The sequence below is a fragment of the Paenibacillus diazotrophicus genome (genome assembly GCF_042610465.1).
In genome coordinates this window covers 36,665-51,419 of the sequence record NZ_JBGJZN010000002.1, presented here as the reverse complement: position 1 = coordinate 51,419, position 14,755 = coordinate 36,665, and the positions used below count along the sequence as shown (strand labels likewise).

The following is a 14,755-nucleotide window of genomic DNA, read 5'->3' as shown; positions in this document are numbered from 1 at the left end:
CTGGCAAGCATCTCAGTGTATTAACTGTACTACTATTATTAATACAGTCAGGTATTGATGTCAACACAAAGAAACGGCCACAGGGCCGTCCGGTGTCTACCACGGTGAGCCGCTCAGTCGGAGGCCGAAATAACGGCATTCCTGCCGCTTACTTGCCTCCCAGAACTCCCCTTCGTTGACACAATAAAAGAGCAAGCTACGGAGTTCATTCAACTTTGCAGCTTGCTCTTTTTTATTAAATTAATAAGGCCATCAGTTGCCTTTCAAAGTTCCAACCCCAGAGATCGTCACCGTCTGTCCTTCCAGAAATTCACCGGCTCGACATCCTTCGTAATGATCTCGAACGTATAGCCTTCTTTCTTCAAAGTTTCCAGCAGGCGCGGCAGCACCTTGAGGGTTGCTTTCTGGTCATGCATCAGGATCACCGGATTGGTTCTGGATTGTTGCAGCTTATGCACCTGGTCCATGACCGTGTTGTAGATGGTGTCACTATCCTCTTTGTACTTCCAGTCATCCGAATCCACGTTCCAGTCCCACAGATGATAGCCTTCAGTGAGCACCTTGTCTCTGAATACCTTAGTGAAATAAGGCTTGCTGCCGTATGGCGGACGAATCAGCGTTGTGCCTTTGCCAGTGATCTTTCTCAGGATTGTATTGTCCCCGTTCATTTCGGCAAGCGCAGCAGAGGCTGATGCATAGAACTTCTCTTTGCGATGCGTCATGCCATGCAGGCCCAGACCATTGCCCGCCTCAACAATCCTTTTTACTTGGGAAGGATAACTGTTCATATGGGGTCCAAGCATGAAAAATGTAGCCTTGACCTCGTATTTATCCAGAATATCCAGTAGCTCTGAAGTGGTCGCTGACGGTCCATCATCAAAAGTCAGATACAAGGTAGTACCCGGTTTGGGTGCAGGAGCTTTTGCAGGTTCTTCTGGGGCGACAGGCGGCGCCAGTTCGCTCTTGTATTTGCTTAAGAACCCGGCGTCATCTAGTGTTGCCGATGCATCATAGACGCGCAGTAAATATTTCTCCGGTTCAAAGGAAATGATATATCCAAGGTAGGCGCTTATTTTCAGCGGAACCATTAATGATCCATTCTGAAGAAAGGTATCTGCCTTGGCAACTGTTCCATCCTGGAGCTCAGCTCCCCCATTATCCTTCAGCAGCCGGAGCGTACGTCCCCCGCCATCGACCTGAATACCCTCCGGAAGACCAGTAAGCGTCCATTTCAGTTCTGCCGCCAAAGCGCGGAGAGGAACATAATAGGTATCATGTTGCGCAACGGCTGTGATGCCGCTCAAGGTATCGCCCACTCCCAGCTTCAAAGAATGTTTGGCTTCCGTTGCACCCGCTGTTGCCTGCAGGACACCGAAGCACAGGAATAAAGAAATCATTAAGAGGATTACCTTTTTAGTAGTCACCGGCACAATCTCCAATCTATGTATATTTATCTATAACATTAGCATACAAAGATATAACGTAATTTGAGAGATTGTAACCGGAAGCAGAAAAGTTTGTAACCGTTCTGTTGTGATAAATGACATATCGTCATTGTTTTCAGAAAAGACTCAAATTCTGTCGAATGCTGTTATATCAAGCAAAATCCGCTCTTTACGAGCCATTTCCGGCTTTATTATATGTGACGAAAATAGTAACAATTGTGAATTAGTGAACAAATTTTGAACTTTCTTAAAATAACCTTAAGGCGCACCGTTACTGTGATCTTTATCATACGTTAAGGATGTTGTAACAAATTGATCACACATATTTAACTGAATGGACATTTTTAAGGGCGATTCTAGGTTTTATTACAAAATATGTATTTTGCATTATGGGTAAGTAATTCTTACTATAGATACAGGTTAATGTTTGCCCGTAACGTTCGGCGAATGAAAAGAACTATTGAAGGAAGGAGTTCTATATGAAAAAAAAGGGACCGTTATACGCTTTGTTTCTCAGCCTCATCCTCCTCCTGCCGGGATGCAGTTCACTCGCTGTTCTGAACCCGAAGGGGCCGTCTGCACGAACTTTGTCTGACACCATCATCCTCTCCATTCTCGTGATGCTCGGTGTTCTGGCCGTTGTCTACATCTTATATATCTTTGTACTGGTGAAATACCGGGCTAAGAAAAGCAATGAAGGATATATTCCGGAGCATGAGGAGGGCAATAAAGTGCTCGAGGCGATCTGGATTATTATCCCGATCATTATCGTGGCCTTCCTGTCAGTCGTAACGGTCAAAACGACCAACGCCGTCGAGAATCAGGCAGAGGATTATAAGGACCAGACTCCACTGGTCATCTATGCCTCATCTTCCAACTGGAAATGGCATTTTAGCTATCCGGAGGAAGGTATTGAGACTGTGAACTATGTCAATATGCCGGTTCACCGGGCGGTAGAGTTCAGAATGTATTCCTTCGGCACGATTACGAGCTTGTGGATTCCACAGCTTGCCGGACAAAAGTATGCAATGAGCGACATGCTCACTACGCTTCACCTTTCTGCTGATACAGAAGGCTCTTATATCGGTAAGAATGCCAACTTCAGCGGTAAAGGTTTCGCCCACATGGAATTCGAAGCACTTGTTATGAGCAGTAAGGATTATGATGAGTGGGTGAAAGAAGTCAAGGAAACGGCTCCGAAGCTTACGGAAAAGGAATTCAAGGGCCTGCTTGCTACCGATTTCCTTGGACGTAAAACGTATTCTTCCACCCATCTGGAATTCAGCCCTCCTCCGGGAGACCACAGTGAGCATATGAGCGGTAACGGCTCTGAGATGGATATGGATAACGGAAATATGGATCATCAGGATAATAAAGATGTCCATCCCTCACCGGAACCTTCCAGCGAGACCGAGTTCGACAGTAAACCAAATCCGGAAGTCGAACAGCCACTGCCAAGCTCACCTGTAGATGAACAAACGCACAACAGCAATTCTTAATGCATTGCTCGATGAAACAACCTGAAAGGAGCCACCCTAATGGATTTAGACAAATTTAAGGTTCACGGCGAACCCTTGATATACGGAGCCATGGTCAGTATCGCACTCGCTACTATCGGGATTCTCGTCGGACTTACCTATTTTAAAAAATGGGGCTACCTCTGGCGCGAATGGCTGACAACGGTTGACCATAAGAAGATCGGCGTAATGTACATTCTGGCCGCTCTGCTCATGCTGTTCCGCGGCGGCGTGGACGCGATGATGATGCGTCTGCAGACAGCAGCGCCGGAAATGAAATTCCTCGATGCCCAGCATTACAATGAGGTCTTTACCACCCACGGCCTAATCATGATTCTATTCATGGCCATGCCGTTCATTATCGGTCTGATGAATGTTATCGTACCGCTGCAGATTGGTGCCAGAGACGTGGCTTTCCCGCGTCTGAACGCCGTCAGCTTCTGGCTCTTCTTTATGGGAGCCATGCTGCTCAACATTTCATTCGTCATCGGCGGATCGCCGGATGCCGGATGGTCGGCCTACTTCCCGCTGGCAAGTCTGGAGTTCAGTCCGACGGTCGGCAACAACTACTACTCCTTGTCCCTGCAGATTGCTGGTCTCGGAACACTAATCACAGGCGTTAACTTTATCGTAACCATTCTCAAAATGCGCGCACCAGGCATGAAGCTGATGAAGATGCCGATGTTCACCTGGTCCGTATTGATCACTAACATCATTATCGTCTTCGCCTTCCCGGTTCTGACCGTGGCACTGGCACTGATGATGTTCGACCGTCTGTTCGGCTCCCAATTCTTCACTATGGCCAACGGCGGGATGGATATGCTCTGGGCAAACCTGTTCTGGGTATGGGGCCATCCGGAAGTATATATCGTTATTCTGCCGGCGTTCGGTATATATAGCGAAATTATCGCCACCTTCTCCAAAAAGAACCTGTACGGCTATACCTCCATGGTATTCAGTATGCTGATTATCTCGCTTCTGTCCTTCCTGGTATGGGCCCACCATTTCTACACGATGGGTCAAGGCGCAATGGTCAACAGCTTCTTCTCGATTACGACCATGGCGATTGCTGTTCCGACAGGGGTTAAAATATTCAACTGGCTGTTTACACTGCGTAAAGGCCGCATTACCTTCACAACACCAATGTTGTACACACTGGCCTTTATCCCGATCTTCACCATCGGCGGGGTAACGGGTGTCATGCTGGCAATGGCCAGTGCTGACTACCAGTATCACAACACGATGTTCCTGGTCGCGCATTTCCACTATGTACTGATTCCGGGTGCTGTCTTCGCTGTTATTGCCGGGTTCCACTACTGGTTCCCGAAAGTATTCGGCTTCCGTCTTAATGAACGTCTGGGTAAGCATTCCTTCTGGTGGATCGTGATTTCTTTCAACGTCACCTTCTTCCCGCTGTTCTTCCTTGGTCTGATGGGGATGACCCGCCGAATGTATACCTACTCCAAGGAAACCGGCTTTGGTCCGCTCAATATGCTGTCCTTTGTGGGTGCGATAGGATTGGCGATAGGCTTTGTACTGCTGGTCTACAATATCTACTGGAGTACACGCTACATGCCAAGAGATACTACAAGCGATCCTTGGGATGGACGCACACTGGAGTGGGCTACGCATAGCCCTATGCCAGTCTACAACTTTGCGGTTGTGCCCAAAGTACAGACACGCGATGCCTTTTGGTCTGCCAAGCAGGACAAAATGCCATTGTTCGAGGACAAAATTACTAAGATCCACATGCCAAGCAATACTGGCAAACCGTTTATCCTGGGTGTAATCTTCTTCTTCGCCGGATTCTTCCTGGTCTTCAGCATGTGGATTCCAGCGATTGTTGCCGGAGTGGGCATTCTGATTATGCTGGCAGCGATGTCCTTTGACCGGGATCACGGCTACTACATCCCAGTGGAAGAAGTTATTGCAACAGAAAAGAAATTGATGCGGGGTGAGACTGTATGAAAATAGATGCGTCCAAGCCGCTTGAATACTCAACAGAAGAGAACAGCAACAAAATCTTCGGATTCTGGGTGTTTCTCGGAGCTGAAATTCCATTGTTCGCAACCTTGTTTACCGTCTTCTTCGTCATGGTGGACCGCTTCGCCAGCGGTCCTAACGGAAGTGAGCTGTTTGAAATCGGCCCGGTGCTGATCGAAACCTTCCTTCTGCTGACCAGCTCCTTCACGATCGGTCTTGCAGTCCATGCCATGCGTCTCGGCTACAAGAAAGCAATGATGGTCTTCATGGCCCTCACGCTGCTGATGGGTCTGGGCTTTATCGGCATTGAAATCACTGAATTTGTTACCTACGTACATGAAGGAGCTACGCTGCAAACCAGCGGCTTCCTCTCCAGTCTGTTCGTCCTGCTGGGAACGCATGGTGCTCACGTGAGCTTCGGCTTCCTGTGGGGAACAGCGATCATGATCCAACTATGGCGTCAGGGCATTAACCCGGCTACAGCCAATAAAGCATTTATCTTCTCACTGTTCTGGCATTTCCTGGACGTTGTCTGGATCTTTATCTTCAGCTTCGTCTACCTGAAAGGACTGATGTGACATGATGAAGCAACTGTTTCCAATTCGCCATGTGATGGGTTATCTGGCCTCTCTGGTCCTTTCTGCCGCAGCGCTAATTGTTATCTATGGTGATCTGTCCAAGGGCTCTAATATGGCCGTACTGCTGGTTACAGCGATTATCCAGGCTTCCCTGCAGCTATTCGTGTTCATGCACATCGGGGAATCCGAAGATACCAAGAAAGAGCTGTACATTAATATTGCATACGCATTGTTTGTAGGTCTGTTCACCATCTTCGGCACCTTGTTCATCTTCGTATGGGGCTGGTACGCTTAAGACTTGAATTAAACTGATCTTTCAGCTCTGCACCTAAAGCGGTCTGTTCCGGTATTTACTGCCGGGCAGGCCGCTTTTTCGTCCATACAAAATAAAGCAGCCCCCGGGAGTGGCTCCCGGGGGGCTGTCTATTGATCATCCTAAAGTTTAAAACGCGACAATTCCATATGCAAATTCTCGGCCAGCCTGGCCAGATCCCGGGCTGACATGGACATTTCCCCCATAGCAGTCAATTGTTCTTCACTGGCTTCGCTGGTAGCCTGCACATCCCCCGTACCCTTACGCGAGACTTTACTTGCCTGCTCCATAGCCCTGGACACGGACAAGGCCTCAAGAGAAACATGCCCTATAGTCCTCAGGGTCTCCTCTGTCTGATGCGCTGCGGTTCTAAGAGATGCCTGAATCTCCACGAATGCCCGGGATACAGCCTCGCTCTGCAATACACTGCTGGAGATCATCCGTGAACCCAAATTCATCGATTGTATAGCATCCTCAGTCTGTTCCTGAATATGGGTAAGGATATCTGTGATCTGCAGCGTGCTTCTTTCCGTCGCTTCTGCGGTAATAATGTGATTGATCTCTGCCGACAGTCTGTCCAGATTACTGACTATGTCCCGGCTGGCTGAGACACTGGAATCCGCATGCTTCATTTGTGCAAGAATAGCTTCCACTGCACCGGCGCCATGATCGGCGGATGCTGAGGCATCCAGCAGGAGTCCGGAAATTTCATTGCTGCTCCGCTCGACAGCAGCAACATCCTCCACCATCACCTGCACGGATTGCGCAGTACGTTCAATGGTCTCCGTCTGCACCTCGAACCCGGCGGCAATACCACTGGAGGTTTCAGCGATGAATTGCGAAGCACGGGCAGTCTGCTCTGCACTGGCGCTCATTTGCTGCGAGGAGGCTGACAGCATTTCAGCACTCTCCGAAACCCCCTGCATCATCAGCTTCAGGCTTTCCAGCACCCTATTGAACGATCGATTAATTTGCCCGATCTCGTCTCTCGAGTCATAGGAGGCTGCTGCGGTAAGATCTCCTGTCTCTGTACGCTTCATCAGCATTTGTAATTCTCCCAGCGGCTTGGTAATCAGCCTTAAGAGAATGAAGCTGATGCCTGCACACAGAAGCACCGCTGTCATGATCAGAATAATACTCCTTGCCATGGAGCTTTTGGCATTCTGCAATGTCGTTTCATTATGGTCCTGAGCCTCTTGCACCAACAGAGCGGCTGCATCTTCAAGAAGACCTACCATGGTCTTCCGTGATTCATTGAAACTGGTACCCGAAAATATCTGATATCCCTCATTGTTGAAGTTCTTGCCGGCAAGCTTGATGATATTGTCACGCTGTGCCCGGTAATCCGGCAGCAGCGTCAGATATTCGTAGACTTTATTGGAAATTTCTTTATTACCAAAGGAGATGGCCTTCAACTGACTAATCAGCGTATTGTTTATATTAATCTTCTTTTGGATGGCTGCGGCAAGCTCTTGGTTACGGGTATCATTCCTGGTAAGCAGATTCTCCAGAAGGAACGACTCAATCGCACGGTTGTTTCCGCGTATTTCTGTAATCAGATAGAGCGGCTTCAGATTCTGAATGTAAGCTTCCTTCGATCTGTCAGCCATCTGATTGGTGGTAAGCATGCCGTTAGCTCCAATTGCAAAGAGCAGGATCACAAAAACCGTCACCAGCAAACCCATTTTATGTCTAACCTTAAGATGTTTCATATTTCCTGTTCCCGCCTTCTCCCAATCTTGCTGTACCTATTTTATCGGAGATTAAGGTCGAAGGTATGATATTTCGAGTGTGAAATTTGTCGAAAAAGATAACAATATAGAACGTCTTGTGACTATAGGACTAAACCGCTATCCCAAGCAGGGTGCACCTGAAAATCCGGGACTGGTACACCTATTACTCCAGTTTCATTCCTGGAGCAGCCCGTACTTTTTACGAAACCGCTTCAGCACTTTGGTCCAGCCTCCTGCGAGAATGGCCAGGAAAAAAACATTGGACAAGGCATGGGCCAGATCCAGATAAAAGCTGGATGCATATGCGGCAGTGACCAACGCCCAGCTGAATGCGTCAGGAAGACTGATCAGATACCAGATATTCATAATCCAGCCGAACAAGAAACCCCATATGAAACCAAAGGCGAGCATTCCGCCCTTTTTCTTCATCCACCAGGTATTCCGCAACCAGCCTGCCGTCAGGCCGACCATCCCCCAGGCGAACATTTGCCAGGGTGTCCATGGCCCCTGCCCGAAGTAGATATTGGACACCAGTGCAGCCACCGCGCCGATGATGAAGCCAGCTTCAGCACCGAAGACATACGCTGACAGAATGACAATGGCGGATACAGGCTTCACACTGGGCAACGCAGCAAAAGGAATCCGGCTGACCGCAGCGATCGCGGAGAGTACTGCCAGCAGCACAAGCTCTCTGGATTCAAGCGGACGGCGTTCCAGTCTAATGAACAGCGGCAGTAGAGTCACCGCCAGCAGTACAAGGCTTAGCAGCATATAATGGCGGTCTTTCAGCGCAGAGGTAAGCGCCAGCCCAGCCACAAACAATCCGAGTGCAATTAAGAGCGGGAAGCGAAAGCGGACCACGCTGTCATCACATCCTCTATCGTTAATGCCTGCGGCAGAAGATCACGCACCATTCGGTTGACCACTGTCGTATAGAAATAATTACTGCTGAAAAACTCCGCCGGGGCTCCCTCAGAGGTTATCCCCCCGTCGAACAGCATCGCGCAGCGCGAGGCATACCCTGCAGCAAATTCAACATCATGTGTCACCAGGACAATGCTGACTCCTTGACTGCGCAAGTTCCCAAGTAAGGCAGCCAGCCGTTCTTTGGCGCCGGGATCAAGTCCTTTCGTCGGCTCATCCAGCAGCAAAATGTCCGGCCCGAGCATCATAACCATGGCGAGCGCCAGCTTCTGCTGCTGACCGCCGCTGATATCATGCGGATGGCTGAGCAGAAGATTCTCCAGCAGAAAGATTTCGAGAAGCCGGGATATTTCCCGTTCTGCCTCTTCCTCGGACAGCCCGGCATACGCTGCCATATGCTCCAATTCCTCCTGAACCGTGTCATAGCTGAAATAAAGCAGCGGGTTCTGGGCCAGAAAGCCGCTGGTAATGCCTTTCTCCAGTGTGACCTTGCCGCGCTGGGGCTTAAGTAGACCGTTCAGGACATGCAGCAGCGTTGATTTTCCGGCCCCATTGCCGCCCATTACGGCCAGAAGCTCTCCCCGGTACAGTGATAAGGAGAGCTTTTTGAGCACCTCTGCCCCGTCTTTAGTATAGCGGAAGGTCACTTCACGGCAGCTGAGCAACGGCTCGGCCGGAGGAATCTGGATAGAGGCTGTAGATAGAGCCGCAACCTCGCCTTCCGTTATTCCGTCCAGAGCATGCAGCCAGCGCTTGCCTTCCCGCACGGTCAGCGGGGTCTTCTCCCGCGGTGTGTATACCGCCTCCGGTTCAAGCGCGAGGAAGAGACGTGAGGCGGCCGGTAAATAGGCCATATGTGCAGGGTCCGGTGCTTTGCCGGCCTGAAGCACGAAATCACGGGGCGTGCCTTGGAACCGAAGCTCCCCTTCTTCCAACAGCAGCACCCGGTCAGCCAGCGGCAGCACTTCCTCCAGGCGGTGCTCGCTGATGATTATCGTCACCGACAGCTCCTCATTCAACCGGTGAATCGTCTGGATGAATTCCCGTGCAGCCACCGGATCGAGCTGTGAGGTCGGCTCGTCCAGCAGCAGCAGCTTCGGCTGCAGCAGCAGGACAGAGGCCAGGTTCAGCAGCTGCTTTTGACCACCGGAGAGCTCATGTATGGGCCGGTACAGCAGCGGCTCCAGCCCGAACAAGCCAGCGATCTCCGCCAGCCTGCTGCGCATAACCGCAGGGGGATAGCCCATATTTTCCATCGAAAAAGCCAGCTCATGCCATACCGTGTCCATCACGATCTGGGCATCAGGATTCTGGAACACCATCCCGATCTCTCCTGCAGCCAGTTCCGCAGGCAGATCCGCGAGAGGCTGTCCTCTATAAGCGATTGACCCGCTAACCTTACCCACCGGAGCAAGCTCGCGCTTCAAATGGCGCAGGAGTGTGGTTTTGCCGCAGCCTGACGGGCCGAGCAGCACCACAAATTCCCCTTCCTCTACCGTAAATGAGAGCTCATGAAGCGAGTCCCTGCCTTCCTCGGGATAGCTGAAGGATAACCGTTCCGCTGCGAGGATCTCCATAACCATTTCTCCTTTCCTTCCAGGGCCGACGGGGTCAGCACGAACAAGCAGAAGCTGGCATACATGACTGCATCCTGCCAGCCATAATCCATCTTCTTCATGCGGGGATAAATCTCCAGTGTGCCGTAACCCTGCTGCCAGCAGAGTAGTGTAATGAAGCCGCTGATTGTCAGCACCAGCAGAACCAGCTTATCCTGCAAATCAAGCTTGAATATGCTGTACGTGCTGCGTTTGGCCGTACCATAGCCGCGCGCTTTCATGGAATCCGCCGTCTGGAGCGCCTCCTCCAGCGACCAGGTCAGCAGTACCTTCAGCAGCGTCATTCCATCCCTCATTCTGGAGCGCAGGCTGCCTTTGCCTGTATCTACTCCCCGGATCCGCTGGATCAGGGTGATCTGCCGCAACCGCCGCTGAAACAATGGCACGAAACGCATGGTCATGAGCGTAAGCAGAGTCGTCCGGGGTGCAGCCTTAGCGAACAGGTACATGAATTTATCAGTGGTAACCGTGTAATTGTAAGAGATGAACAGAATAAAGACAGCCAGCAGCACCATCATCATCATTAGCCCGTACAGCACGGCCTCCAGTGTAATCGGCTGATCCATAAAATAAAACAGAATATGCGCCCCCCTGTGTGAAAACAAGGGATTCAGTACCGCCACCGAACCGGCCATCAGCAGATAAAAAGGCAGGCCGCGCAGCAGCCCGCGACCCTGACCTTGCAGCACCAGCAACAGCGTTACTCCGGCAATCTCCGTTGCCAGGAACAAGGGATGGAACAGCAAGGTGGCGAATAAAAGCAGCCCTGCATAATAGACCAGCGCTACCGAAGGGTGCATCGAACGAAAGCCGCTGTTCATTGCACACCCGCTCCCACATCCTTGCCGAGATCAAGTGTATACAGCCACTCCACGGTATCGCCCGGCTTCAGTGTGTAACTACCTGCACCTTTGCCGGGAATTTCACCGTTGACCCTGTACATCCAGCCACTCTCCGGCCCATGGTCAAACTCATAAAGATTATCGATTCCTTCCACATACGCGAAGCTTTTGGCTCCCTGATATTCCATCTGAATTTTATTCTTACGGGTGATGCGCTTCAGCAGCTCTAGCGCACTCTCACCGTCCTTAACTTCGACATCGGCTGCTGCAAAAATCGTCCCGTGCTCCTTGTCTCCGACAATGGAGAGCGTCACCGCATTCACCGGCACGGCGGTAGCCGGCGGGGGCGTTGCAGCGGCCGATGGCGCTGCTGCGGCAGGCTGCTTCGTGCCTGCCGGAGTCGGCGCCGGCTTGCCGGCGGATGCTGGCGCGGCGGTGGCCGGCGGGCGCGTTGCAGCGACCGATGACGCCGCTGCGGCAGGCTGCTTCGTGCCTGCCGCAGCAGACGCCGGAGCGGGCGTAACCGTTACGCCCGCAGCATTTGACGGCGCGCGGTCTGTGCCCGCGCCGTCCGGGTCAGCGGGCGGCGTGGCATCCGCCGCCCCTGCCTCTGCTCCGGCGGATGCTGCGCCGGAGGTTGAAGCGGCCATGCCGTCCGCCGGAGCGGAGGGTATGGCCGTGCCCTCAGGCCGCGCAGACGCCGCGGCCGGGGAACCGGCGGTCGGCACAGGTCCGCCGCCTGCGGAATCCGGCTGCGCCTGGGAGCAGCCGGCAAGCAGCAGTGATGTCAGGAGCGGAAGCAGCAGATAGAGCTTCCGCCGCCCTGGTTTTGATAGACTGAACATTACCTTCTACACCTCCACAAAAAGGGAAAAGAACGGGGGCAGTCAGCCTGTTCCCCGTTCCGTCCATACACCTTATGATTTCTAAATCTATACAAGCGAATTGGGAGCATCAGACTCCCTGCTGCTGAACGTGCCCTTCCCCGGGCCTGCAGGAATTCTCCATCAGCTGGTCAGGCACCCGCAGCGTAATCTATCAGCTTCTCCATTCACCCATACCATCCTGCTGGTAAGCTTTCCAACTCCATTAAGGCAATCTGACAGCCACAACTGCAGCCATTTCTCTAGTTACAGCTGCGGAAGGATTGAATTCCCCGCCCGCTCCTGTCATAAGCCCAAGTCCGGTCACAGTGCGTACCGCAGTTACTGCGTATCCGCTAATCTGGTCTTCATCGGTGAATTTACCGGCTCCGGCCGCGGCAGAAGCAGCATCCAGCTTGAACGCTCTCATCATCATCACAGCCATATCCTGGCGGGTAACCAGGCCGTCCGGTTTGAAGGTTGTTCCTGTTACTCCGCTAATAATACCCAATTGCTTCGCTTTATTCACTGCTCCATAATACCATGCATTCGCTTTAACATCACTGAAAGCTTGGGCAGCAGATGCCGGGGACGGCTCATTGCCGGTCAGTCTCAGCAGCAGCGCCGCGAACTCAGCCCGGGTAATCTTCTGCTTCGGAGCAAATATAAGGCTGTTCTTACTGACACCGTCCATCAGCTTGCGGTCATAAGCCGTATACACGGACTCCAGGGCCCAAGGGGAGATCGATTTCACATCGGTAAAAGCAGCACGGTCCGCCGTAGCAGACGCCACGGTCAGCGGCTGCGAATAGCGGACTACCGCAGGTGTGCTGTTTTTGAGATACCCTGTAATGACAATCGTATATTTATTCGCTGGCAGACCGCCGGCAAAAATAGCATTACCCGCTGCATCCGTAACAGCCGTTTTACCGCCGATGGTTACCTGCACACCGGAGGCCGGTGATGTGACCGGATCGGAGGTGAAGGTCTTTTCATTCCACACCCACTGCTTTTGAGTCACTTTTACCGTGAGATCCTGTCCCGGCTTCGGCTGTGCCGGAGATACCGTCACGGATTCCACCACCTGTGTGTTATCCCCGCCATAATAGACGAGTACGCGGTCATTCGCCTCCAGGGTAAAATCGCCCATGCCTACGCTTGGATAAATCCACGCTCCGCCGCGGGCTACCACATACATCCAGCCGTCATAGCCGCCAAAAGCACCGGCAGTCACGCCGCCGATCCCCGTCACGTAATTGCCTGCTTCGTTAACCAGGGCCACACCCTTCTGCGCTGCCGCTTTCTCCAGCGCATTAAGCACATTGCCTGCATATACAGTGCCCTCTCCAAGGGTTCCACCCGGTCCTTCAATGGCAACGGACACGAGAACCTGAGGATTCTTCACAGGCGCACTGCTGAGATCATACAGTTTGCCGCCTGTGCTGTACAGGCTGTAAGCTACCAACGCTTCCAGCGCCTGTTCGGTTGAGAGCTGGTTGTAGCTTCCGCCAGCCGTATGGGTGAACCCGCCGCCGGCTGTGCTGAAGCTCAGCAGCTTACCGATCAGATTCACATTACCACGGGTATACTCCGCTCCCGTAGGGTCTACACCAAAGGAAGACAGTCCGATGATCGCCTGAGCAACACTTTCACTGCTGTCACCGTAGCCGCCATTCTTATCCTGTGCGGTAGCGAGCCAGGCTGCTGCCCGCTGTCCGGCGGTTTTCGCTGCCGGATCATCCTTATGTCCAGCCAGCACCGTCAGCACCATCGCCGTCATATCCGGATCACTTGCACCCGTAGTCAGGGTGAAGCCGCCGTCTGTATTCTGCTTAGCCAGAATCTCCGCCAGCAATTTGGCCGGTGTCCATTTGGCATCAGCAGGAATGTTATAGCTTCCGGAATCCAGAGCCAGCAGCACATAAGCTGCGTTGTTCAGCGTCTGGCCGGTGATTTTATCGTTATTGTACAGCTTCTCAATCAGGTTGTAGCCGCCAACATTAGCCGGATCGCCTCCAAGTGCCTTCACGGCAAGCGTAATCCGCGCATATTCCGTAGCTCTGGCGAATACGCCCTTGGCTGCGGTTACTTTGCTTTCAAGTGCTTTTAGATAGCTGTCCGGGACCTTGTAACCGGCTTGGGCAAGGCCGATGGCCTGCCAATCCGACTGTACCCCGTTCTTCAGCACAAACTCAGAAGTCGCATAGACCGCATCAGCTACGCTGGCTGCCTGTTTTGCAGTTATAGTTGAGGCGGCACTTCCGGAGTTCGCGGCAGCTGCAGTACCCGTCTCCGCAAAAGCTTGTCCTCCCGGAGCTACAGCCGCTCCCAGAACCGCGAACAGCATGATTACGATCAAACCTAGCCGTGTAAACCTGGATGATAGATTGTTCTTCATAGCTAACCTCTTTCTTTGGATAAAATGGATGAAGCCTTCGTCCTCCGCTAGGCGCGGCAACACAAGCAGATACGGCTGCGCCGTCCTTATAAGGACGGTATCCGTTTCTGCGGGAAATATAAGGATAATCAATGGCGTGATGCGTATAAATCCTTATATTCACATAAAAGACCGCCCTGTACAGGGCGGCCGGGGAAGGATACAAAATGCGCGGCGGCTATACGATATTACTCTTAAGCAGCCGTCTGCTTGTATTGCACCTGTTCCGCATTCTTACCCCCGAAGAATAGAAACAACAGCGAAAAAGGCAGGTCTCCTGGCTCATGCTTCATTGCTTCCCTTGCCTTCCCATCCTAACAGCAGACAGTGGCATTTCAAGAGTTGCTCCGCATTTACAGTGGCGGGACCGCGCCGGACTTACACCGGCCTTCCCTTTTAAGCAGATTACATACAAAGAAACCGCTTTGCCGCCATATAAAGGCAGAGCTCGTTTCTAAGAAAATCCGCACCTTTTTCTAAAGCTTATTAAATTTTAATATTCAT

The 14,755-nt window shown here is 52.0% G+C and carries 11 protein-coding genes and 1 riboswitch; of the genes, 4 read left to right on the top strand and 7 right to left on the bottom strand.

What is annotated here, in order from left to right; all coding sequences use genetic code 11:
- Positions 1 to 287 precede the first annotated feature (287 nt).
- Positions 288 to 1,397 carry a polysaccharide deacetylase family protein gene (locus tag ACAN54_RS11485; RefSeq protein WP_379154328.1) on the bottom strand — a complete coding sequence of 370 codons (1,110 nt, stop codon included), beginning with the start codon at positions 1,395 to 1,397 and terminating at the stop codon, positions 288 to 290.
- 527 nt (positions 1,398 to 1,924) lie between these two features.
- Here ACAN54_RS11485 and qoxA point away from each other — a divergent pair.
- From qoxA to qoxD, 4 genes are read left to right on the top strand one after another with little or no spacing between them, the layout of a single operon-like run.
- Positions 1,925 to 2,944 carry a cytochrome aa3 quinol oxidase subunit II gene (qoxA, locus tag ACAN54_RS11480; RefSeq protein WP_379154326.1) on the top strand — a complete coding sequence of 340 codons (1,020 nt, stop codon included), beginning with the start codon at positions 1,925 to 1,927 and terminating at the stop codon, positions 2,942 to 2,944.
- Between the two features lie 39 nt (positions 2,945 to 2,983).
- Positions 2,984 to 4,930: a cytochrome aa3 quinol oxidase subunit I gene (gene qoxB / locus ACAN54_RS11475; RefSeq protein WP_379154324.1), complete on the top strand. Its 1,947-nt coding sequence runs from the start codon at positions 2,984 to 2,986 to the stop codon at positions 4,928 to 4,930.
- Positions 4,927 to 5,523, top strand: a complete 597-nt coding sequence (locus ACAN54_RS11470) for a cytochrome (ubi)quinol oxidase subunit III (protein WP_379154322.1) — start codon at positions 4,927 to 4,929, stop codon at positions 5,521 to 5,523. The genes qoxB and ACAN54_RS11470 overlap by 4 nt, the downstream gene beginning before the upstream one ends.
- 1 nt (position 5,524) lies before the next feature.
- Positions 5,525 to 5,818: a cytochrome aa3 quinol oxidase subunit IV gene (qoxD, locus tag ACAN54_RS11465; RefSeq protein WP_379154320.1), complete on the top strand. Its 294-nt coding sequence runs from the start codon at positions 5,525 to 5,527 to the stop codon at positions 5,816 to 5,818.
- A gap of 140 nt (positions 5,819 to 5,958) precedes the next feature.
- On the opposite strand, the gene ACAN54_RS11460 is transcribed toward qoxD, so the two are convergent.
- From ACAN54_RS11460 to ACAN54_RS11435, 6 genes are all read right to left on the bottom strand, one after another.
- Positions 5,959 to 7,548 (bottom strand): methyl-accepting chemotaxis protein, encoded by a 1,590-nt coding sequence (locus ACAN54_RS11460; protein WP_379154318.1) that lies wholly within the window; start codon positions 7,546 to 7,548, stop codon positions 5,959 to 5,961.
- Positions 7,549 to 7,743: 195 nt separating this feature from the next.
- Positions 7,744 to 8,430, bottom strand: coding sequence for an ECF transporter S component (locus ACAN54_RS11455; protein WP_379154316.1), 687 nt, complete (start codon positions 8,428 to 8,430; stop codon positions 7,744 to 7,746).
- Positions 8,403 to 10,070 carry an ABC transporter ATP-binding protein gene (locus ACAN54_RS11450; protein WP_379154314.1) on the bottom strand — a complete coding sequence of 556 codons (1,668 nt, stop codon included), beginning with the start codon at positions 10,068 to 10,070 and terminating at the stop codon, positions 8,403 to 8,405. Before ACAN54_RS11450 ends, ACAN54_RS11455 begins: the two co-directional genes overlap by 28 nt.
- Positions 9,986 to 10,930: an energy-coupling factor transporter transmembrane component T gene (locus tag ACAN54_RS11445; RefSeq protein ID WP_379154312.1), complete on the bottom strand. Its 945-nt coding sequence runs from the start codon at positions 10,928 to 10,930 to the stop codon at positions 9,986 to 9,988. The genes ACAN54_RS11450 and ACAN54_RS11445 overlap by 85 nt, the downstream gene beginning before the upstream one ends.
- Positions 10,927 to 11,796, bottom strand: coding sequence for a DUF4430 domain-containing protein (locus ACAN54_RS11440; protein ID WP_379154310.1), 870 nt, complete (start codon positions 11,794 to 11,796; stop codon positions 10,927 to 10,929). Before ACAN54_RS11440 ends, ACAN54_RS11445 begins: the two co-directional genes overlap by 4 nt.
- A gap of 244 nt (positions 11,797 to 12,040) precedes the next feature.
- Positions 12,041 to 14,212, bottom strand: coding sequence for an S-layer homology domain-containing protein (locus ACAN54_RS11435; protein WP_379154307.1), 2,172 nt, complete (start codon positions 14,210 to 14,212; stop codon positions 12,041 to 12,043).
- 289 nt (positions 14,213 to 14,501) lie between these two features.
- A riboswitch (cobalamin riboswitch) is annotated at positions 14,502 to 14,691 on the bottom strand.
- Between the last annotated feature and the right edge of the window lie 64 nt (positions 14,692 to 14,755).

Excerpts from the sequence above, each read along its gene's own strand:
- ACAN54_RS11460 (WP_379154318.1), bottom strand. The coding sequence starts at position 7,548 with ATGAAACATCTTAAGGTTAGACATAAAATGGGTTTGCTGGTGACGGTT.
- qoxB (WP_379154324.1), top strand. The coding sequence starts at position 2,984 with ATGGATTTAGACAAATTTAAGGTTCACGGCGAACCCTTGATATACGGA.
- ACAN54_RS11450 (WP_379154314.1), bottom strand. The coding sequence starts at position 10,070 with ATGGAGATCCTCGCAGCGGAACGGTTATCCTTCAGCTATCCCGAGGAA.
- ACAN54_RS11470 (WP_379154322.1), top strand. The coding sequence starts at position 4,927 with ATGAAAATAGATGCGTCCAAGCCGCTTGAATACTCAACAGAAGAGAAC.
- qoxD (WP_379154320.1), top strand. The coding sequence starts at position 5,525 with ATGATGAAGCAACTGTTTCCAATTCGCCATGTGATGGGTTATCTGGCC.
- ACAN54_RS11445 (WP_379154312.1), bottom strand. The coding sequence starts at position 10,930 with ATGAACAGCGGCTTTCGTTCGATGCACCCTTCGGTAGCGCTGGTCTAT.
- ACAN54_RS11485 (WP_379154328.1), bottom strand. The coding sequence starts at position 1,397 with ATGATTTCTTTATTCCTGTGCTTCGGTGTCCTGCAGGCAACAGCGGGT.
- qoxA (WP_379154326.1), top strand. The coding sequence starts at position 1,925 with ATGAAAAAAAAGGGACCGTTATACGCTTTGTTTCTCAGCCTCATCCTC.
- ACAN54_RS11435 (WP_379154307.1), bottom strand. The coding sequence starts at position 14,212 with ATGAAGAACAATCTATCATCCAGGTTTACACGGCTAGGTTTGATCGTA.
- ACAN54_RS11440 (WP_379154310.1), bottom strand. The coding sequence starts at position 11,796 with ATGTTCAGTCTATCAAAACCAGGGCGGCGGAAGCTCTATCTGCTGCTT.